General features: G+C 58.0%; 17 protein-coding genes. 5 read left to right on the forward strand and 12 right to left on the reverse strand.

Annotation, left to right across the window (positions count from 1 at the left end; genetic code table 11):
- Positions 1-453: 453 nt before the first annotated feature.
- Positions 454-3078, forward strand: coding sequence for an EAL domain-containing protein (locus LG300_RS02025; protein WP_404376748.1), 2625 nt, complete (start codon positions 454-456; stop codon positions 3076-3078).
- 313 nt (positions 3079-3391) lie between these two features.
- On the opposite strand, the gene LG300_RS02030 is transcribed toward LG300_RS02025, so the two are convergent.
- From LG300_RS02030 to dsrO, 3 genes are read right to left on the reverse strand one after another with little or no spacing between them, the layout of a single operon-like run.
- Entirely contained in the window at positions 3392-6502 is a 3111-nt protein-coding gene (locus LG300_RS02030) for a molybdopterin dinucleotide binding domain-containing protein (protein WP_404376749.1), read from the reverse strand.
- Positions 6495-7682 carry an NrfD/PsrC family molybdoenzyme membrane anchor subunit gene (gene nrfD / locus LG300_RS02035; protein ID WP_404376750.1) on the reverse strand — a complete coding sequence of 396 codons (1188 nt, stop codon included), beginning with the start codon at positions 7680-7682 and terminating at the stop codon, positions 6495-6497. Before nrfD ends, LG300_RS02030 begins: the two co-directional genes overlap by 8 nt.
- On the reverse strand, positions 7666-8442 hold the full coding sequence (gene dsrO / locus LG300_RS02040; protein ID WP_404376751.1) for a sulfate reduction electron transfer complex DsrMKJOP subunit DsrO: 777 nt from the start codon (positions 8440-8442) through the stop codon (positions 7666-7668). The genes nrfD and dsrO overlap by 17 nt, the downstream gene beginning before the upstream one ends.
- 428 nt (positions 8443-8870) lie before the next feature.
- On the opposite strand from dsrO, the gene LG300_RS02045 reads away from it, so the two are divergent.
- Positions 8871-9383: a DUF3087 family protein gene (locus LG300_RS02045; protein WP_404376752.1), complete on the forward strand. Its 513-nt coding sequence runs from the start codon at positions 8871-8873 to the stop codon at positions 9381-9383.
- Between the two features lie 47 nt (positions 9384-9430).
- Complete coding sequence (locus LG300_RS02050; protein WP_404376754.1) at positions 9431-10159, forward strand: MliC family protein; 729 nt, start codon at positions 9431-9433, stop codon at positions 10157-10159.
- A gap of 11 nt (positions 10160-10170) precedes the next feature.
- On the opposite strand, the gene LG300_RS02055 is transcribed toward LG300_RS02050, so the two are convergent.
- Positions 10171-11241: a metal-dependent hydrolase gene (locus tag LG300_RS02055; protein ID WP_404376755.1), complete on the reverse strand. Its 1071-nt coding sequence runs from the start codon at positions 11239-11241 to the stop codon at positions 10171-10173.
- A gap of 183 nt (positions 11242-11424) precedes the next feature.
- Here LG300_RS02055 and gloA point away from each other — a divergent pair, with 183 nt between their 5' ends.
- A complete protein-coding gene (gloA, locus tag LG300_RS02060; RefSeq protein ID WP_404376756.1) occupies positions 11425-11865 on the forward strand; it encodes a lactoylglutathione lyase in 441 nt (146 codons plus the stop codon).
- A gap of 24 nt (positions 11866-11889) precedes the next feature.
- The gene (locus LG300_RS02065; protein WP_404376757.1) at positions 11890-12342 is read left to right on the forward strand and encodes an META domain-containing protein; all 453 of its coding nucleotides are present in this window, start codon (positions 11890-11892) and stop codon (positions 12340-12342) included.
- A gap of 15 nt (positions 12343-12357) precedes the next feature.
- Here LG300_RS02065 and LG300_RS02070 read toward each other — a convergent pair whose 3' ends face one another.
- Genes LG300_RS02070 through LG300_RS02105 form a run of 8 tightly spaced genes read right to left on the reverse strand, consistent with a single transcriptional unit; the run spans position 12358 to position 21736 of the window.
- Entirely contained in the window at positions 12358-13539 is a 1182-nt protein-coding gene (locus LG300_RS02070) for an FAD-dependent oxidoreductase (RefSeq protein WP_404376758.1), read from the reverse strand.
- Positions 13536-15680, reverse strand: coding sequence for an FAD-dependent oxidoreductase (locus LG300_RS02075; protein ID WP_404376759.1), 2145 nt, complete (start codon positions 15678-15680; stop codon positions 13536-13538). The genes LG300_RS02070 and LG300_RS02075 overlap by 4 nt, the downstream gene beginning before the upstream one ends.
- A gap of 54 nt (positions 15681-15734) precedes the next feature.
- A complete protein-coding gene (locus LG300_RS02080) occupies positions 15735-16358 on the reverse strand; it encodes a TIGR04282 family arsenosugar biosynthesis glycosyltransferase (RefSeq protein WP_404376760.1) in 624 nt (207 codons plus the stop codon).
- Complete coding sequence (locus tag LG300_RS02085; protein WP_404376761.1) at positions 16348-17067, reverse strand: TIGR04283 family arsenosugar biosynthesis glycosyltransferase; 720 nt, start codon at positions 17065-17067, stop codon at positions 16348-16350. Before LG300_RS02085 ends, LG300_RS02080 begins: the two co-directional genes overlap by 11 nt.
- Entirely contained in the window at positions 17054-17689 is a 636-nt protein-coding gene (locus LG300_RS02090) for an ATP-binding cassette domain-containing protein (protein WP_404376763.1), read from the reverse strand. Before LG300_RS02090 ends, LG300_RS02085 begins: the two co-directional genes overlap by 14 nt.
- 24 nt (positions 17690-17713) lie before the next feature.
- Complete coding sequence (locus tag LG300_RS02095) at positions 17714-19408, reverse strand: ABC transporter permease (protein ID WP_404376764.1); 1695 nt, start codon at positions 19406-19408, stop codon at positions 17714-17716.
- A 36-nt stretch (positions 19409-19444) separates the two neighbouring features.
- On the reverse strand, positions 19445-20662 hold the full coding sequence (locus tag LG300_RS02100) for an ABC transporter substrate-binding protein (protein WP_404376765.1): 1218 nt from the start codon (positions 20660-20662) through the stop codon (positions 19445-19447).
- A gap of 24 nt (positions 20663-20686) precedes the next feature.
- Positions 20687-21736, reverse strand: a complete 1050-nt coding sequence (locus LG300_RS02105) for an aminoglycoside phosphotransferase family protein (RefSeq protein WP_404376766.1) — start codon at positions 21734-21736, stop codon at positions 20687-20689.
- Positions 21737-21804 lie beyond the last annotated feature (68 nt).

Here is a 21804-nt window from a genome sequence, read left to right on the forward strand (position 1 = left end):
CTGAGATGAGGTTTGCGTGATGCTGCTAGTCGGTTTCGCCGATGAAGGGCATCGGGCGGGTGAGGAAATTAGCCTTGAATACATCGTTTAGGTTTGTTGTATGAATAAGCGGGGATCATCAGTATCTCGGCATACCCTATGTCCACCGCAATGGAACTTGCTGAGCGCTTGCACTGCGCTGCATCGTTACAAGTATCCGCTCGATAAATCTGCCGAAGCGGTCGTGCTGGTAGTCAAGCAGGTCGAGATGCTATCGCATAGGAGGAGCCAATGAGCGACGCTGTTTTCAGCATGGGGAAGACGCAGTGAAATTCCTTCCTAGGCGGCTGATTGAATGCCATATTTCTCAACAATAGTTGGGAAGTGCAATGCGGGTGTTTTTCCCTCTAGTTTGGTGTAGTGTGGTTCACTAGAATTAATTGTTGTGAGTCATGAAAATGGGCAAACGTCAGGGTGAGTAGCAAACGGCGAGCAGGTCGATTAGCAGTCGACAGCGACGCAGAGCTAAACCGGATCCAGGATGCGTTGCGCACCAGTGAGGCGGAATTTCGTACCTTGGTAGAAACGATTCCGCAAATCGTTTGGGTTACCCGACCTGACGGCTGGCACATCGACTTTAATCAATACTGGCTGGATTATACTGGGCTGACACTTGAAGAGAGCCTAGGGTTTGGCTGGAATCCGCCGTTTCATCCAGAGGATCGAGAACGTGCTGCTAAGCGCTGGCTTCAAGCGACAAGCAGCGGTGAACCCTATGAAATTGAATACCGGCTTCGTCGGTGGGATGGGGTATATCGTTGGATGCTCGGCAGAGCCTTACCAATGCGCGATGCTAAGGGAAATATCGTTAAATGGTTCGGCACATGCACGGATATTGACGACCTGAAGCGCATCCAAGAGCGATTAGATGAGGCTCAGCACGTTGGTAAAATCGGTGATTGGGAATATAACCCAGTCACCGAAAAAACCATTTGGTCGCCCGTCGTATATCGATTGTTAGGAAGAGACAGCCGTTTAGGACCACCCCAAAACTTGTATGAAAGCGCGCAGCTCTTCGATGCTGAAAGCGCTGTTGTTTTAAAAAAAATGATGAGCTTGGGAGTTTCTACCGGTCAAACGCAAAGATTTGACCTCCGAACCAAGACAAGTGGTGATAATGCAGCGTATGTTCAAATTGTCGCTGTGCCTAGAAAAAATGATCGTGGTGAAGTCACCGGCTTCTTTGGCACGATTCAGGATATTTCGGATCGAAAACATGCTGAACTGGCCCTTCGCATACGGGCGCAACAACAGCTACTGGTTGCTTCCCTAGGAAGACTTGCCTTATCTGCCGCCAGCCTCGATGAAGTGTATGCGGAAGCTGTGTCGGCAATCGCCCAAGGTTTGAGCGTGGAGTTTAGCAACGTTCTGGTCTTGGAGGGGGCTCAAAAAAATTTGGTCTTACAAGCCGGTATTGGCTGGAAACCAGGCTGGATTGGACAATCAGTCGTGGATCCTCAAAAGCAAACGCATATATATCGTGTCCTTGAGTCACACGACCCCGTGATTATTTATGATTTCCGTGAAGAGCCACGATTCATTCGATCTGACCTACTTGCTTCCCATGACATTGTGAGCGGTATCGATGTCGTGGTGGGAGGGTTGGAACAACCTGTCGGTGTACTAAGCGCCTACTCCGCTACGGTCCGACATTTCTCGTCTGATGATGCTAGCTTTTTGCAAGGGGTTGCCAATATTCTTAGTGCCGCGGCCGAGCGTCACTGGACTAACCAGCGGCTTAGCCACATGGCGCTTCATGATTCGCTGACGGGCTTGCCAAATCGTTTACTGTTAACTGATAGGCTCAATGTAGCGCTGTCATACGCTCATCGGCATCACCAACATGTAGCACTACTTTTTCTAGACCTTGACCTGTTCAAACATGTGAATGATGTATTTGGGCATGCGATGGGGGATCAGCTTCTTAAAGAAGTGGCGAAGCGCTTGTCTAGCTGCGTGCGTGTCGAGGATACGGTAAGCCGGCAAGGCGGTGATGAGTTTATCGTGGCCTTAACCGGCATTAAGAATGCGCAAGAAGCCTCTACCATTGCAGAAAAGCTTCTCTCCGTTGTTACCGCTCCCTTCACTCTGGAAGAGACTGACATTGTCTTGGGTGTCAGCATTGGCATAGCGTGTTTCCCCGACGACGGGGAGAATGCTGAAACCTTGATGCGTAATGCAGATACAGCCATGTACGTTGCTAAGCAACTGGGCCGTAACCGGTATCAGTTTTATGCGCCTGAAATGAACATGAAAGCGCTGGATTATTTGACGCTTGAAAGCGACTTGCATCGTGCCATTGAGCGTAACGAATTATTTTTAATGTACCAGCCGCAGTTGGCTCTGAGCACTGGTGAGGTGCTTGGGCTGGAGGCATTGGTGCGATGGCAGAGTCCTTCCCGTGGTCTTGTTTCCCCTGGCCAATTCATTCCCATAGCCGAGCACTGCGGCCTAATTATCCCGATTGGCCACTGGGTGCTGGAAACAGCTTGCTACCAACACGCTTACTGGGTGGCTCAGGGATTAACGACCGGGTCTATCGCCGTGAATATTTCGGCGCATCAATTCCAGCAAGCTAATTTTTGTGAACGCGTAAGTGACGTTCTTTCCCGTACAGGCCTTCAGCCCAATCTATTGGAGTTGGAGGTTACCGAAGGTGTCGTAATGCAAGGCGTTGAGCAAGTTCTTGATAAGCTCAATGCGCTGCGTGAATTGGGTGTCACACTTGCCATAGATGACTTTGGAACTGGTTACTCAAGTTTAAACTATCTGCAGCAGTTCCCTCTCCATCGCTTAAAAATAGATCAATCATTCACCCAGGAGCTACTGAGCGGTCAGCAAAGCCTAGCAATTACCAAGGCGATCATCCAAATGGGACATAGCTTGGGGCTTGGTGTACTTGCCGAGGGAATTGAAACAAAGGATCAGGCCGTGCGCCTTCAGGCTCTGGGTTGTGACGCAGGGCAAGGGTTTTTATACGCTAAGCCACTTTCGGTAGATGACTGCGAAGAATACCTCCGAGCTACTATCCGTGATTAGAGGCTGTTGACGCTTCATGGCAGGGGTATTGGCAGATTCATTGGACGGTTGATGCTTACGGGCTGCCTATTGTCTTCAGGTTCAGGTTCAGGGGGGGGCGAGGTGCATGACAGTAATGAAGCTCTGTTGCTAGCTAGGTAATGTTCGGCGACGATCATCGACTAGTTCATGTCAGCGGTGTCATGTCCAGGAAAATCGCCGTGGCATCACCGTGCAGGATGATTTTCACGCTCTCTAGGTTGTGGCCGTGCGATAAAAGCCCGGCTCAATGCACAGAGCATCAGTCGGGCGGCATTCACTATATTACGCAGTGCTAATCCAGGGATGAGGCTAATCTCATGACCCTAACGGGTAACCCCTGTCGAACGCTGGCTCCTGTAATGGGTTCCAGCCAGGTGCCATCAATATCTCGCGTTGGGTCTTTGAAGCCCAGATCGTTGATGTTGATGCCCGCCCGCATCCAGGGCATGTCCGGCTGCGAAACGCCATCAATACGATGGGGGGTGGCACCTAAATCCTTGTGGCCATAGCCGTGCTCAATGCCCAGTGCGCCTGGCACAACGCTTTCGCTGACCAGGGCGAGCCCCACCACGCTGCCGCCAGGGCTTTCAATGTGGATGGTATCGCCGTGCTGGATACCGAAGCGCTCGGCATCCTGGCGGTGCATTTGTACGGGGTTGTAGGGCTTGATCATGCGCAGGCGCTCGTTGCCAATCGCGTAGGAGTTCATCAGGTTGGACTTGAACGAGAACGCCAGCAGCGGCCATTCCCGCTCTGAAAATACGTCGCGCATGGCTTGTTTGTTCGCTAGTTGCGGCAGCCGATGACACGGCACGCCGCTGTTGGGTAGGCCATTGGTAGTGTCAATACTCGTGCCGACAGATTCATTGTAAACACACAGTGTTTGTTTCCACTGATGCTTTAAATGATGACCCACAAAGTGTTCGCTGGCATCTTCAAACCGTCCACCTCGGGCGTATAGATAGGCCACCCGGCCACGCTCATCCGCTTTAAGCGTGCGCTCAAGTCTTGGCAGTAGTGGCGTAATGCCACTATGGGCTATATCTGCTGGATCTGCCTCCGGTAGTGGGTCATCCTGAAAGGCGATATTCGCGGCTGCTCGGAGGTAATAATCCTCAGCACGATGTAGCGGGTGTAGGTTGCCTTCCGCATCAGGAATGGCGTCGTCACCAAATCCCGGTAGCCCCAGCCGCTTAGCCACGGCAATAAAGAAGCTGTCCATGGACACCGGCTCGCCTTCGGCGGTCTTCTGTTGGCGCGGTTCCACGACGGGCCAGCAGGCAGTGGTGAGTTTGCCCAGTGCACCTTTCCAAGCGCCTGTAAAGCCCCATACTTCGTACATTACTGAATCAGGAACGATGTAGTCTGCATAGCGATTGGTTTCATTGATAAACCCATCCACTGCCACAAAAAGCCCTAAGCGTTTGGGGTCTTTGAGTTTATCGACAATGACTTTTTGTAATCCTGCCTGCCCATAAATAGGGTTAGCCATGCAGCCAATGACTGCTTTGATCGGGTAGGGGTAGCCATCGAGTGCTGAGGGCAAATGTTCTGTGAGCGTTGGCGGCGCTAACGAGCGCCAAGGGGCTCTGGCCGGATAGGGATTTTCTCCTGCGGCAACTTTGCGCTGATATTCTGACGAGCGTTCATAGGGGAAGCGTGAGCGAGAGAGAAACACGCCCTGAGGACCGCGTTTGCCAGGAAAGTTGGCTAAATCGTAACGTGGCCCTTCTCCGGTTCCTTTAAAGGTGCCGCCGCCCACGGCACTGCCACCTTTCCTATTGTAGTTGCCTGCCAGTAGGTTGAGCATCTGTACGCCAAAGGCAGCGTAGAAGCCGTTACCTGACATCATACCACCGTGGCAGTTAACCGCTGCTTGTCGGCCATGAAGGGCGTAGCGGCGGGCCAAATCTATAATGGTGTCTTTAGCGATGCCGCAATGCTCAGCGTAAGTGTCCAGGTCGTACTCATGGGCACTTTCACGCAGCAGCGTCAGGCTGGTTTTTACGGTGACCGTTGTGCCATCCGCCAGCGTTACAGGGCGCTCGGCAAATAGCTCGGCAGCCATCACCTCTTCGCTTAGTGCGAGTTCACCACCTGAAACGACTATTGGCATATCCGTATCGCTACCAGCTTCGGCAAGGCCCAGATCACTGGCGCGTAAAAAGTAGCCGCGGCGTGGGTGTTCGAAGGTATCAATCACTAAGTGGGTGGCATTGGAGTGCGTGGTTTCGCCTGCGGCATCAGCAGCGGCTTTACCCGGTAGGGCAAGAAAGTCGTGTGCATAGCCTTCGTTATCCAGTAGCCACTGAATCACGGCCATGGCGAAAGCGCTATCGGTGCTGGGGCGGATAGGCACCCAACGGTTATTATCGGCAGCATGAGACGTCGCCGCATTCAATGCAGGATCGACGACAACATATTCGAGCGTTCCAGCAGCGCGTGCTTGTGCCAGTAAACGTCCTTGGCGCTTGAATGGGTTGCCTGCTTGGCTGGGGGCACAGCCGATATACATGATAAATCGTGCGTTTTGAATGTCCGGTTTGACATGGGCATTCGTCACGATGTTGTTCATCACAGCCCCAGACCCCATACGAAACGCTAAACCGCAGTAAGCACCGTGATGGCCGTAATTTCGGGTCGCGAAAGCGTTTAAGGTAAATCGCTTAAGAAGGTCTGAGCGCCCATAGTCGGTGGCTTCCATCACCATCAGTTGGTTAGCTTTGGGGCCATACTCTGGATTGTTAGGGTCAATCAGCGTGTCGTGGTCGTGAATAGCGCGCAGGCCGTCAACGTGGCCTTCGCCAAATAGGTCGCCACCTTCGCAGATCTCTTCGATCAGCTGCTCGAAAGAGATTTTTTGCCACTCGCGGTTACCACGCTCTCCTACGCGTTTAAGGCAGTGGTCAATACGAAATGGGTTGGTGATTTGGCTCATCATAGCATTGCCGCGGGCGCAGGCAGTCGAGCGGTTGACCTGCCCCTGTTCACCGTAGGCGCTAACGCTGCGTAACGCATCGGCCACAGGAGTGCGCATCGGTAAATGATCATCCGCGGATAAAGGATGATAGGGGTTGCCAGCGACACGCAGTACCTCGCCGCTGGTATCGTCGACACGCACCCTAACACCACACTGTGTGGTACAGCCGTAGCAAATCGTAAAAGCTACCCGCTGGTCCGGTGTTCGCGTGAGCTCGCCGGTCTTCAAATCAACACGGTATTCTGGGGTGAGTGAGTTGCCATGAATCTTGTGCTGGGGCTTTTCACCAGCGCTACCGGTAACGCCCTTGGCCATTTTTGCCAATGGATCAGCATAACCCACAGCAAACGTTGCCGCGCCACCCGCAGCAGCAGCCCCTTTTAAAAAACGACGGCGTGAGGGGTTCTTAGCAGACTTAGCCATGAGGATGCGCTCCTTGGTTAGCGGTGAAGGGGGCGTTAGAAGTAGTGTGATGGTTGGCCGCGCGTCGATCCCCTTGTTGGGCTTGCCGCCAAGGTATCAATAGATCAATCACTAAGATGGCAGCGAGCCAAAGCCCGAAGGTGCCCACAATCCCTAAGATGCCAGAAGAACCAGCGGGAATACCGTAATGGTGAAAACCTGCGCTGTTGCGGGCCACATGCTGCACATCCATCAGCACCACCCAGCGGAACATCCAGCCCATGTGGAGCGCCACTAACCCTAACAGCCATGCCCAGGCAAACCACGCTGGTTGGCGCAGAGACGAGCGCGTTAGTAGAAATAGAGTAGCAGCCAGCAGTGCGATGACGGTTATGCCGCCCCATAACGCCGTCTGTCGCCAGGAATCGCTATAGCGAACAGACGCCAATGCAGCCGCCACTGAACCTTCATCAGCATTTACGCCGTCCAGGAACCAGCTCAGCGCTATCAAGCCTGCCAGTGCACAGAAAACAAGAAGCACATAAAGCATCTGACGGTTAGCCGCATCTGACGCAAGGCCGCTGACGCGGTTCAATACTAATACCAGCCCTGCAGCGGCGATAAATCCAGTGGCGACCAGCATGGGAGGTAACCAAAGGGTATTCCACAATGGGCGAGCTTTAACAATAGCTAGTTCTGCACCGGTGTAGAGCATAATGCCGCTCGCGAAGACAAGCGCCGCCAGGCCCACTAGTACCACCAGTATCCGGGGGGTAGGAGCATTTCCCATACTCAACCACCTAGCTATCCATCCACTCAGCCCTGTTGCACGACGCTGCGCCTGCAGTGCAGGCCGCCAGGCCAGCCAGGCAAAACCCAGCACACTTACCAAGTAAAGGGGGAGTACTACACTGCCAATCGACATCCAAGAGTGTGTGTTAGCGTAAGCGTAGAAATGCCAAAAACGCAGCGGCTGGTGTAAATCTGCTAATAGGGCAACAGGCGCAACCAGCGAGGTGCTCACACAACCAATGAGAGCCAAGCGCGCAGTGGGGAGCCACCCTTTTTTACCAAAGATCAAAGCGGGTGCCGCCAACCAAAGGCAGGCATAGGAGAGGGCGATCATGAAAAAGTACTGTACTGCCCAAGGGTACCAGGCGATGTCATAACGAGGCGCGAGCAATTCAATGGTGGAATTCATAACCCATCTCCTGGCCGTGGGGATCGAGTACTTCAAGCGCGACAGGCTCCGCGACGGGGCGAGTAGTGAAACGCTCATCCATGCCGAGATAAAACACGTGGGGAAGCGTATTTTTGTCAGGTTGCAGCACCATTAGAGCGTCACGGTGCTCACGGATCATGCGGCTGATTTGGCTTTCTGGGTCGCGCATATCGCCAATAATGCGTGCCCCGCCTACGCAGCTTTCAACACAAGCCGGTAACAGACCTGCTTCCAAGCGATGGGCACAAAACGTGCATTTATCAGCCGTTTGGGTGCGCTCGTTAATAAAGCGCGCATCGTAAGGACAAGCGTTAACACAGTAGGCGCAGCCCACACAGCGATCACTATCTACCACCACAATGCCGTCTTGCTGTTGGTAAGTGGCTTCCACTGGACAGACGGGCACGCAGGGTGGGTTCTCGCAGTGATTGCAAAGTCGAGGCAGCATAAAGGTGGCGAGTTCGCCACTTTGCTGATGCTGTACTTCGTATTGTGACACCGTGGTACGAAACTGACCCAGCGGCGCGGCATTCTCAATATGACAAGACACGGTACACGCTTGGCAACCAATGCACTGGCGCAGGTCAATTACCATGCCATAGCGTTTGGTAGGATCGCCTTCACGACGGGTGGGCTGCTGATTAATGGCAGCATGAGCAAGGCTTGAGAGCGGCACAAGAGCAGCACCTGCACTAAGCCTAGCCAACTGGCCTAACAGCGAGCGGCGTAGGGCGTCCATAACGCCTCCTTAACTGATGGAAAGGTCGTTCGCATGAAAACGAAGGATCGGAGTACGTTAAGGGTACGCTGCTGCTTAATTAAAAAAATTGATACGTGTCAATGGGTTAGCGCTGGTTTCTTAATACTCTCTTAATGTTAAATCGCTAATAGATTGTTTTTAAAGTGTTATCACTTTGTGCGGGAAACCTCGACAAACTCACACTAGTTGTACCTGTTCATTGTGCAGTTCGCTCTGCGGGCCTCAACGGATTACAGCATGGGGCGCAGTTGCGACCATTGGTTCTGGCTTGATATAGAGCTTGGTCAGCACGTGAATAGAGCTGATCGAAAGATGCATCATGATTGACAGATGTTGCTAGCCCTAGCGCGTTGACTGCCCCGGCCAGCCCCGTATCATAAGGGTCCCCTTTGATCACGAGGTTGGCCATGGCCTTTTCCCTTGAACAGCAAGACCCCGCTTCTTACCAGCGCAAAGCACGTATTATCAGCGTGGCGATGGCTGGGCAGCTGATTATTTTTGGCCTGCTGTTTTCCATGCTCCTCACCACCACCTTTGGCAGCAGTTTCTGGCTGAACGCGCTGGGTGTACTGCTGGGCCTGCTCGCTACCAGCGCCATGTTCGCCGCGCTCAAAGAGCGCCCTTGGATGGCTGAAATGCGCTACGTTTGGCAGCTTAAACACCACTTGTCGCGCATCAGCAGCTATTTACAGCCGCTGCGCCGCGCAGTGGAAGAGGATAACCGCCTAGCGCTGGATATTCTGACCTTTTACCATCAGGGCATGGCCCAGCTTGCCGAGCTAAATGGCCGCACTACCGATGACGATGCCGAGCGCCTAGCAGAAAAAATGCAGGTTAAAATCAAACGTGAAGCGTTGGGGTTGCCCAAAGAGGTGAACACCTTTGATCCTCACGATCTCAGCGCCTTTAAACGTAAGTAACCACAGCAGCTTGCTACTATTAGGGGTATAAACAGGGAGTGTATTCCATGACTGCTAGTGTCACTTCACTACGATTCGTCGCTGCGGTGGCGGCCGGTTTTCTGCTGGCAGGCTGCGCGGCCAGTGCCACCGCCCCGCAGCAGTCGGTAACCACCACCGTGCAGAGCGGCGCACCGCTGCTACCTTCTGCGCTATTCCCCGGCAGCGCCGAGCGCTTTCAGGCCTGGAACTGCCAGCCAGCGAACCAGGACCTCGTCACTGCCGTTAATGGTGAAGAGCTGCGGCTGTGGTCGCTGCACGGCGCGTGGCGGCTGCCTCAAGCCGTGGTTGCCAGCGGTGCCCGCTATCAGGAGGGTGAGATCAGCTTCTGGAATCGTGGCGAACAGGCGCAAATCGAAACGCCGCGTGGGCAACTACAATGCCAGCAGGGGATTCACCGGGATATTGCGACCCGAGCCAGCCACCCAGGCGTGATGTTTTTAGCCCGAGGTAACGAGCCTGGCTGGTCGATTGAGTTGGCGAACGACACGCCTGTGATGACTTGGACCACCGCCTACGGCAGCGAAACCACCACTATGCCCTATATGGTTAGCGTGATGGACAACGAGGCGGGCAGGGTAGTGATCGAAAACGCTAACGCCGAGGAGTTTTTCCGCGTACGCATTGAGTCGGGTGCCTGCTTTGATGACATGAGCGGTGAACCTTATCCGGCCCGCGTGACGCTCACCATCGGCGGCGAGCAGTACAAAGGGTGTGGCCAGGGCATCGCGCCCTAGCCTTTAGCATTTTAACAGTGATACAGAAACGGCTCTGCGCGCCACTGCGGCTCTACGTAATCGCTGGCACACAGAGCCGATACATCGCCGCCCGCCCGGGCGGCCAGCCGAGCCAGCGTGGCCAAGTGTAATCCTCTGGGGCTGCGTACCTCTTCGCTGATCTCTACCGGAAGCCAGCGGTCACCGTCACGGGTCGCCAGGGTAAAGTTGAACGGGTGAAATCCAGGAAAGCCTAGCCGAATATCAGTGGCGATGAGCGTCTCTTGGCCATTGATGTAGCGCGTCTCAAAGCGTAAAAACGGCCCGGTGAACCACGTCAGCCGCTGCCCCAGCGGCCCTTCCAGCGCGCTGGCTTCCAGCTCGACGTTACGGCGCAAAGGTTCCAGCGCTGGAACCCGGTCACGATCGAACACGCTGATCAAGCTCTCGTAGTAATGGTCTTCATCGATAACCGTCGCGCGCCACAGCGCAATGTTAAACGGCGTTGGTTGGATCAAAACGGGGGCCGACTGTAAATCGGCATCGGCTAAGGCAGGGGTTAGGCGCTGCTCGACACTCCATTTGGCACCAGCTGCCATCATTAGATAAACGCAAGAGATAGCCAGCCCCGTGCGGCAGGCACGGTGTACTCTCTTTGAGGCAATCCCAATAATCAGCGCAATGAGTAGCGGCAAGCTATAAAAGGGATCAATAATAAACACGATAGGCCAGGCCACAGGCGGGGTGTCTAATGGCCAGAACAGCTGCGTGCCATAGGTCGTCAGCGAATCGAGCAGCGGATGAGTCACTAACACCAGCGTAAAAAAGCACCACCAGCGACTAAACGTGATATCCCGCGCTGGGACAAACCGTGCGCACAGCGCCGCCAGGAGCGTTGCCAAACCGGTGAGCACAAACAGTGAGTGGCTGAAACCGCGATGCTCTGTGACATTGGCAATGGCATCGCCGTAATCCAATGCGACGTCCAAATCGGGCAGAGTACCCAGCAGCGCACCCACCAGAATGGCCTTGCGCCCTAGGCGTTTACCTAGCACTGCGCCGCCTACCGCTGCTCCAAGCGCTGCTTGCGTAATCGAATCCAAAGACCTCTCCTCGACATGCCAATTTCCAATGGAAAAGCGGTAACTTCATTGTACAGAGTGTGTGATTTTTATTTTATTGTCGCAATGTTGTCTATGTTTTAATTGAACCACGCACTGATGGCCGTAACTCCCTATACTGTTTAACACCATAGGGTTACCACCTTTCAATGAAGAGGAAGTGACATGCAGTTCTTACATACCATGGTACGTGTCAGCGACTTAGACGCTTCGCTTCACTTTTATTGTGACCTGCTAGGCCTCAAAGAAGTGCGCCGTAAAGAGAACGAAAAAGGCCGCTTTACGCTTGTTTTTCTAGCTGCCCCAGAGGATGAAGCGCGCTCAGAGCGTCTCACGGCGCCCGAGCTTGAACTGACCTATAACTGGGACCCGGAGGAGTACACCGGCGGGCGCAATTTTGGCCACTTGGCCTACCGAGTTGATGATATTTACGCACTTTGCCAGAAGCTTCAGGACAACGGTGTCACCATCAACCGTCCGCCCCGCGATGGCCACATGGCGTTTGTGAAGTCGCCGGACGGTATCTCCGTTGAGCTGCTGCAAAAAGGCGATGCGCTAGCGCCTCAAGAGCCGTGGGCATCCATGGAAAACAGCGGTAGTTGGTAACGTTTAACAGGGAGTATTAACAAGGTGAAAGGACAAACCCGTAATGTGCTGTTGGGGATAGGCTTAGCCCTACTGGTCAGTGCTTGCAGCAGCGCACCACAGCAAGAGCGAACCGACGCGCCGCAAGGCGGCACGCTCTCTGGGCCAGTGGTCGAGCAGCGCTGGAACTTACTGTTAGTAGGGACCGATGAGCGGCTCTCCATGCCCGAGACGCCTTACTTCCGCATTGGCCGCGACGGCAAGGTCAGCGGTTCGGATGGCTGTAACCAGTTCACCGGCAAGGTGAGCCTGGGCGAAAGCCAGCGCATCGAGTTCAGCGAGCTAGCCTCCACCCGCATGGCCTGCCCGAATATGGAAGACGCCAAGCGGGTCACCGATATGCTGGATACTGCGTATCGCTACTTGATCGACCACGACCGTTTGGTGTTCTTTGGGCCGGATAGCCGTGTCCTCGGCGGTTGGCGGGAAGCTAACTAACGCAGTCGGACCGGCCTAATCGTTAAAAGGCGGATTGAAGCGAGCAATAAAGCGCGCATCAATCCGCTTTTTCCATTGCCACACCCAGCGGCCCGAAAAGCCAATCGCCCCGCGGCTGGCAATCGCGTGGCCGTCGCCGGTGCCTATCAGTGCCAGCACGCGACGCGGGGGCTGCCACGGGGTGAGTTCTTTACCGTGACAGGCAGCCCGCAGATTGTCAGCCAATACGGGGCCCATGCGCACCGCATAAACGCCAGCCTTAGGGAGTGGGGAAGAACGCAGTGCAGCGCAGTCGCCAGCGGCAAAAAGGCCGGGATGGCCGGTCACTTGAAGCGACGCATCCACAGAAATAAAACCTTTCTCATCCAGCGGCAGCGCCGTTTGCTGCAGCCACGTTTGGCCTACGGCCCCGGTCGCCCAGAGCACGATATCCGCTTCGACGTGCTCGCCAGTGTCGGTTTTCACGCCGCCGGGTACCAAGGCGCGCCCCCGCACACCTGTATGGACGCGTACGCCCGCACGTGTGAGCGCCCGCGCCGTTAACCAGCGGGGCAGCCAGCCTGCGCCGGGCAGCAGCGCATCACCGGCGCTGATTAGCGCGCCCTGCCAGTGAATGTCCGGGCGCTGTTGGCGAAGCTGCGCCAGGACGCTCATCAGCGTCTCGCAGCCTGCTGCGCCGCCGCCTACGCTCACAACGTTCTGGCGTGCCCCGGCAGGCAGTTGGGCCACCTCTTCGCGTAATGCTTGCCAGCGGTGGTGTAGCGAGCTGAGCGGGCGCATGGCTAGCAGCGTGGGCAGCGCACTCACCTCAATACTTTTCGCCCCGATACACTCATCGCTTTGCGGGTCGATGACGTGTGGCAACGCGAGCGTTGAGCCGACGTTGAAGGAGGCCACGTCAAACGCAATCATACTGCCATCCGCCAGCGTTACCTGGCGCTCGCTCGTGCTGAACGCCACAGCCGGAGAGGCAATAAAACAAGCCCCCGCCCGCTGGCAGAGCGCCGCGATATCCATTTGAGTCTCCCGCAGCGTGCACTCCCCAGAAAGCCACGCAGGCACGCTGCCTGAGTAGGCGGCCAGTTGGCTGTCGCTCACCACGGTGATCGACACCGCGTTATCTGGGCGCTGAGCAAACGCCTCCAGCACAAAGGCATGGGCGTGGCCTGCGCCAATTAGTACGAGCTGCCGTGTCATTGGCGCTCACCGCGCCGCCAGGTAAAGTACTTCTGCAGCAGTGCCAGCACTCGTTCTGGCTTATGGGCGTTTTTCCAAACGCCTGCGGTGGCTTTGGCCGCTTCGCCTAGCGTGGGGTAGGGGTGAATGGTGCCGAGCAGTTTATTCAGCCCCAGCCCGTGTTTCATGGCGATGGTGAACTCGCCCAGCCACTCCCCGGCGTTCTCCGCGACGATTGTCGCTCCCAGAATCTTGTCTTTGCCCGGCACGGTGAGCACCTTGATAAACCCTTCGGGGGCGCCTTCGGCAATGGCGCGGTCGCTTTCGCTCATGGCGTAGCGGGTCACTTCAAAGGCCACGCCTTTCGCGGTGGCCTCTTTTTCGTTGAGCCCCACTCGCGCTACTTCCGGCTGCACGTAGGTAACGGCGGGCATAAAGCGGTAATCCACCGCGAAGCTTTTCAGCTCGCCAAATAGCGCATTCACGGCCGCGTGCCATGCCTGATGGGCGGCCGCGTGGGTAAGCTGGTAGGGGCCCGCTAAGTCGCCGCAGGCCCAGATGTTAGGCAGGCGCGTTTGCAGCCGCTCGTTGAGGGCCAGCGTGCCGCCGTCGGTGGTGGTAATCCCTAGCGCCTCTAGTCCTAACCTTTCCACGTTGGCCTGACGGCCCGCGCTCACCAGCAGGTAATCGAACGCTAAGGTACTGCGTTCACCCAAGTGTTCAATAACAAGCTGATGCTCCCCGTCGACTTGGTTCACCTCCAGCGCTTTCGCGCTGGTCATCACCGTCACGCCCTCTTGGGTGAGCGTGCGCTCTACGTGCTCGCCCACCTCATTATCTTCCCGGCCCAGCAGTTGCGGCGCGCCCTCTACCAAGACGACATGGCTACCTAAGCGGGCAAAGCTTTGGCTCAGTTCGCAGCCAATCGCACCGCCACCCAGCACCACCAGCCGTTTGGGCAGCTCGGTGAGCGACCAGAGGTTTTCAGAGGTGAGCAGCGGCGCGTGCTCGATGCCGGGCAAGGGCGGCACGCGAGGGCGCGCTCCGGTGGCCAGCACGATATGGCGAGCGGTGAGGGTTTGATCACCCACGCGAATTTCCCATGGTGACACCAGGGTGGCGTGCTCTTGATACACCTCCACGCCGAGCTTGGTGTAGCGCTCGACGCTGTCGTGGGGCTCGATATCGCGGATGGCCTGATGCACATGCCCCATCACCTTGGCGAAATCCACGCTGGGCTCGCTGGCGCTCACGCCAAAGCGGTCTGCTGTGCGAATGTCATGGGCCGCACGGGCTGCCCGGATCAATGCTTTGGAAGGCACGCAGCCAGTATTAAGGCAGTCGCCGCCCATCTTGTGCTTTTCGATGAGAGCCACCTTGGCTTTCACGGCGCTGGCGATATAGCTGGTCACCAGCCCCGCCGAGCCGCCGCCAATCACCACGATGTCGTAGTCAAAACGGCTAGGGCGAGTGAAGCCTTTGTAGGCGTTGCGCTTTTGCACCATCAGCGCAATGCGCCGGGCCACCCAGGGGAACACCGCCAGCAGCGCAAACGAGGCGATGAGCCCAGGCGAGATAATGCCGCTCAGGCTTTCCAGCTCGCCGAGCTGGCCGCCCGCATTCACGTAAACCGCCGTGCCAGGCAGCATGCCGAGCTGGCTCACCCAGTAAAACGTGGTGGTTTTAATCCGCGTTAGCCCCATCACGAGGTTGATCATGAAAAACGGAAAAATGGGCACCAAGCGCAGGGTGAACAGATAAAACGCGCCATCTTTCTCGACGCCCCGGTTCACTGTGTCGAACTGGCGAGGAAAGCGTTTTTCGATGGGCTGACGAAACAGAAAGCGGGAGAGTAGAAAGGCGAGCGTCGCACCGATGGCGCTGGCAAACGAAATGATCACTAGCCCCCAGCCCAACCCAAACAGCGCGCCGCCTAGCAGCGTTAACAGCGACGCGCCGGGCAGCGAGAGCGCAGCCATCGCCACATACACCGCAAAGAAGATGCCCGCCACCTGCCAGGGCGACTGCTGGAACGCTGCCTGAAAATCGCTGCGGTAGGCCTGCAGGGTATCCAGAGTGAAGAACGTATGGGCGCCGCTAACGTAGAAGCCAATCACGGCTAGTAGCAGTAGGGCAATCATCAGCAGGCGCTGACGGTTCATGGCAGGCTCCTTGGGAAAAGGGGTTCGTACTCAGTGCTAAAACGGAACGTTTCCTTACACGCTGGCGTGACGCAACTGTTGCCAGCGCTGCCAATCTTCGGGGCGGTCGATGTCCCACATGGTATCTGGGTAGGCGGCTTCCAGGCCCAACGCCGCAAGGCGCGCTTGCGTCACGCTCAATACCTGTTCGGTGCCCCAGGGGATGTCTTCAAACAGGCTCGGGTGATCCTGGTGGCTGCCAATCAGCCCATAGCCGCCATCCTCGGCCGGTAGAATCACCACGGCGAAAGTGCTCAAGGCTGCTCGGCAGCGCTTGAGCATGGCGCTGGTAATGCTGGGGCAGTCGGTGCCCATCACCATGGCGGGGCCGTCGGTGCTGTTTAGTGCATGGCGAACGCGCCTGCCCACATCGCCCTGATGCTGCGCGGCCAGGGCTATGCCGTGTTGGGCCTGAAGCTCTAAAAACAGCGGGTGGCGGTGGTCTAACGAGGTCCACAGCGTGACATTCTCCGCCCCCAGCGCTTCGCAGCCGGTGGCAACACAGTGGCGCACCATGGTGGCGTGAGCCTCGGCGGCACCCTCTGCACCTAAAAACGGAATCAGGCGCGTTTTGGCCTGCCCCGGCAGCGGCGCTTTGGCCAGCAGGTGCAGGTGGGGCGCGGCGGGCTTAACGTGCATCGCGGTACTCCTTAGCCAATTGAGTGGCGCTGACACCGCGCCAATAGCGGAAGCGTAGCCGCCACATGAGGCGAATGGTGGGCCAAGCGCCGAACTCGTCCCAGCGCCTGCCCGAGCTTATCACCTTCTGGCGCAGGCAGGCGGGGGGCGAATGTGCCTTCAGGCGTTTGCTGAGTTCGATGTCCTCCATCAGCGGCTGATCGGGAAAGCCGCCCAGCGCGCAAAACGTATCGCGGCGCACAAAGATGCCTTGGTCGCCGGTCGCGATACCGCTAATCCGCGAGCGCAAGTTCATCAAGCTCGCGACCACCGGCAGCCAGCGGCTTCGCCCCGCGAGCTGAATATCGAATCGCCCCCAGGCGTGTTGGGCCAGCGCCTTTTGTAGATTCGCCACCGCACGCTGCTCTTCGCCGGGGGGCAGTTGGGTATCGGCATGCAAAAAAAGCAGCGTCGGGGCGTGGGCGTGCTGCGCGCCAAGGTTCATCTGCCGTGCTCGTCCGGGGGCGCTGCTGAGTACCGCATCGGCCAGCGGTGCTGCAAGGGCCACGCTGGCATCGGTGCTGCCGCCATCGACGACGATGAGTTCAACGCCTGAGGCGCGCAGCGGTTGCAGCCGCGTGAGCGTTGCCTGAATAACCGCTGCTTCATTGAGCATGGGAATGATGATGCTCAGGGGCGTATGCGCGGGGTGTCGATCAGCCAAGGGCAATGATCGGCCCTCCTGCGGCGGTGGCATCGGCTTCGTCATGGGTAACGAGCAGGGCAGGCAGGCCCGCCTCCCGCAGTTGGCCGAAGACCAAGGCGCGCATCTCTTGGCGCAGCGCCGTATCGAGTTTGGAGAAGGGTTCATCCAGCAGCACGGCGCGGGGCTGGGAGAGCAGCAAACGCATCAACGCCACCCTGGCCTGCTGCCCGCCAGAGAGCGTGGCCGGGTCGCGGGCTTCGAAACCCGCAAGCCCTACCTGGTCGAGCGCTTTGGCAACCTGTGCGCTCTTCTGCGGGCTGCGATGGGGCAGGCCAAAACGCAGGTTGCCGCCGACGCTCAAGTGGGGAAACAGCAGCGGGTCTTGAAACAGCAGGCCAACGCCGCGCTGCTCGGCGGGCAGGCGTAGCACGTCGGTGTCGCCAAGGCGAACCTGCCCCTGGGCGGTGAACGTGCTCTGTAAAAAACCGGCGATAAAGGCCAGCAGTGTCGATTTGCCGGAACCCGAGGGGCCCATCACGGTGAGCACGTCGCCGGGGGCCACCGTGGCGTTCACATGCAGCAGCAGGCGGCCAGCTAAGTGAATGCTTACTTGCTCTAGGGTCAGGGCATTGGCAGCGTTATTCACGAGGTTCCTTATCCACAGGGCGTCTTAACCTTGGCGTTGAACGTTGATGCTGAGAGGGGCACGGCGTGGAGCGCCTAGCCACCGGGGCAGGGCGACGGCGGCCATAAAGCCTACAAGCGGCAGGCCCGCTTGCACCAGCGCCCACACGCCGATCAAGCGGCGGTTTCCTCCAGAGGCCAACGCCACGGCTTCGGTGGTCACCGTTGGGACTCTGCCTGCGCCTAATAGTTGGGTGGGTAAATATTGGCCAATACTCACCGCCAAGCCCACCGCCACGGCGGTGAGCAGCGGGGCGAGCAGGAGCGGCAGCCGCACGCGCCAAAACGCCCGGCTGCGAGAGACGCCCAGCGACTGCGCGATATACAGCCAGCGAGGATCTAAGCGGCGGTAGGCCTCGGCTAGCGAGAGATATATATAAGGCAGGACGAACAGCAGGTGGCCCGCTACCACCAGCGCTAGCTGGGGGCGAATGCCCAGGCGCTCGGCGGCCACCACTAAGCCATATAAAAATGCGATTTGCGGCACCAGCAGCGGCAAATAGAGCAGCCAGAGCGAACGGGTAGGGTGAAGCTGCTGGCGCTGCTCGTTTTCAAGGGTGGCGACGACCAACACGGCCGCCAAGCCGGTCGAGAGCAGCGCAATCAGCGCGGTATTCACCAGCGGTCCGGCCAGCATGTCGGCGCTGCGCTGCCAGTGATCGACAGTAAACGACTCCGGCAGCAGCTCAGGAAAACGCCAAAACCCGGCCACCGAGAAAAGCCCTAACCCGACCAGCGCGGCCAGCGCGGCTAGGCTTGCCAGGGTTAGCCCCGCTCGGCCTGTTACGGTGAAGAGGGCTTCCCCCCGCTGCCGGTCGCCGTTGGTCAGCCAGCGCTGGCTCAGCCTGCGGGCTAGCTGCTCTAACAGCCACCAGCTCAGCAGCGCGGCCAGCGTCACGCCCAGTTGCAGCACCGCGGCGGCTGATGCCATAAAGCGGTGGGTAATGTCTGGATCGCTAAACCAGCCAAGAATCGAGACGCTCAAGGTGGGCGGCAAGCGTGGCCCCAGTATCAGTGCCATATCCACCACGGAGGTCGCGTAGGCGATGACCGCATACACCGGCAGGCGAATCAGCGGATAGAGCGAAGGAAGCACCACTTTGAGCCAGGCAAGCGTGGGCGCATAGCCCAGCGACCGCGCCAGTCGCAGGCGCTGTTCCGCCTGTAATTGGGGCAGCGCCGCTAGGCTCATCAACAAGAGAAACGGGGCTTCTTTGAGTACCAGGCCAAAGGTGAGCGCCAACCCCCAGGGGTCGTTTACGATCAGCGCATCGGGAGGCGCCTCCCAGCCCGAGAGCCAAGGGGAGATGAGCCGTGCCATCAGCCCGGAAGGCGCGATCAAGAACGCAAAGCCGAATGCCACCGCCGCGTGGGGAATCGCCAGCAGGGGCGACACCAAGCGTCGTAGGCTGCGGTCCAGCCAAGTGCCTTGGCTGGCGGCTAAAAACAGCACGACGATCAGCAGCGCCAGCGCCGTACTGGCCAGGCCGCTGGCAAAGCTCACCGCCACCGAGCGGCCAAGCCCCGGCTGGGCGAACAGCATTTGCCAAGCGGAGAGATTGGCCTGCTCGCTCCCCAGTACCGGCAAGTAGCCAAAAGCAGGCAGCAGCACCATGCCAAGCCCTGCGGTGACGGGAATCACCAGCAGGGCAATGATCGCGATAGGCGCTAGCCGCAGCATGGGTCAGGTAACCTCATGGGTGTGCAGAGGCCCGGTTTAGTTGACACCGTAACGCTCAAGCCAAGCATCCTGTAGGGCATTCATCCAACTGGGGTGGGGTTCTGCTAGGGTGTTGGAGAGCGCATCGGCGGGCAGTGCTGCTGGGTGGCTGTCGCCCTGCTCGAAGAGCGTTTGGTCGCTGGGGTCGAGCTGTGGGATCGCTAACACGCTGCGGTCGCCCCACATGCTGAGCGACTGCTTCTGGGCCTGGGCTTCCGGTGAGAGCAGGAAGTTAGCCAGCGCCATTGCACCTGCTTTATGGGGCGAGTTATAGGGAATCGCCACGAAGTGCACGTTGCCCAGTGTGCCGCCTTCCAGCACATAGCTACGCACGCTTTCCGGCAGCTCATACTCCATCACCGCCACGGCGGCATCGGTGGGGTAGAACGAGAAAGCGAGGCTGAGTTCGCCGTCGCTCATTAGCGTACGAAGGTTGGGGCCGGATTCGGGAAAGCTACGGCCGCTGCGCCATAAATGCGGGTGAAGCTCGTCCAAGTAAGCCCACAGCGGAGCGGTGATCTCCTCGAAATCGGCGTCTTCGACCGGCGAGTAAAGCGCTTCATCTTGATCGGTCAGTTCGATCAGCGCTTGCTTGAGGAACGTGCTGCCAGTGAAATCGGGGATACGCGGATAGCTAAACTGGCCGGGATGCTCTTTGGCCCAGGCGAGTAGTGCCTCAATGCTTTGAGGCGGCGTGTCGGTTTGGGCACTGTCGTAGTAGAAAGTGATTTGCGCCTTGCCCCAGGGGGACTCGTAGCCTTCGGTGGGCAGGGTGAAGTCGGTGACGACTTCGGGGTTATCGTCAGGGTAAGTGAGGGCGAAGTTCGGCAGCGATTCCGCAAAAGGCCCAAACAGCAGGTCTTGCTCGCGCATGGCGGCGAAGTTTTCGCCGTTGATCCAAATCAAGTCGATGCTGCCCTCGCTGTCGTTACCCGCCTGCTGCTCACCCAGCACCCGCGCCACGGCGCTGCTGGTATCGTCGAGTTTCACGTGCTCCACGCGAACGCCATAGCTCTCCTGCATCTGCTCTGCGACCCAGGCAATGTAGCGATTGGTGCGCGCATCGCCGCCCCAGGCATTCCAGTACACGGTTTGGCCGTTGGCGGCGTCCAGTACGCTCTCCCACTCTTGCGGGTCGGGAGCGGCGACCGCAGGTGCGGTGAAGGTGACTAGAGCAAGCGCCACGGCGGTGGCCAGAGCAGAGCGTGGTTTCATCGCACACCTCATCAAATCAGTTGGTTATAGAGCGGTTTGTAGGCACTGAAGTTCACTGTGGACGTGTTCGATAATGGGCAGCGAGAGGTAGTGCTCGACACGGTCGCGCACGTGGTCGATCACGACCGCATCGGTCAGCTCGGCCGACCAATCCTCCCCCCGGCGCTCGTCATCCTGGCGATGCAGGTGCTGAGCGCGCCACTTGGCACACCAGGTGAGCGACCACAGCCAGGTGGCGCGTCGGCAAGCAATCAGCGTATCCACACTTGGCAACGTAATCTCAGGCGCTGTGGCCATCGCAGCCTGCCAGCGACGATAGAACGCAACGACGTCATCCAGGCTGAGTACCGCTTGGCTGTTGAGGTCCCAAGTGGTCGAGGTGTAGAGCGAGGTGTGGGCTAAATCGATGCCCGGTAGGCCATAGCGACACTTCTCAAGATCCACCAGCACCGCCCGGCCATCGTCGGTGATTAAAAAGTTGCCGGGGTGCGTATCGAAGCTGATCAGCGTAGGAGCGGCGTCATCCAGGGTGCGGGGCAGTAAATCTAGCTCCTGCTGAATACGCAGGTGAATACCGCTGGGGAGCTGGGCATCGCTCAACCACTGGGCCTGTTGAGACACCTCCTCCACCATGGCCTGCCAAGGCGATTTGGGGGCCAGCAGCGGCGGGCGTTGGCGAGGCAGCGGCTGGCGGTGCAGGCTGGCGAGGGTGTCGGCAATGGCAGGCAGGTCCTGGGGGAGTTCGGCCAAGCGTCCGCGAATCGCCTCGACCAGCAGCGCGCCGCGCGGCAGTGCCTTGCTGGGTGGTAGTACACCGTGTAGGCGTGGCGTGTGCCCGCCTTGGCTGGCCCGTTCGTAGCAGGCGGCTTGATACGTCAAATTTTCCGCTGGGGGCAGGTTCATCTGGCTCTGCTTGGGCAGCCGCGTCACCCAGTCATCCCCATCGCGGTGAATCCACACGTGGTCATGGGCCAGGCCGGTATCGGCCATGGGCGACAGCGATTGATAGTCGATCCCTGCTTGCTGCAGGATATGGGCTAATGCCTGCAGGCGAGTCTCAGAGAGTGTAGGCATAGTGCGTTCCGTAGTGTGAAAAACGGCGGCTGTATTAACGACAACGGCACCCGATGGGGTGCCGTTGA

It is taken from the genome of Vreelandella aquamarina (assembly GCF_044805175.1).
Lineage (GTDB): Bacteria > Pseudomonadota > Gammaproteobacteria > Pseudomonadales > Halomonadaceae > Vreelandella > Vreelandella aquamarina_B.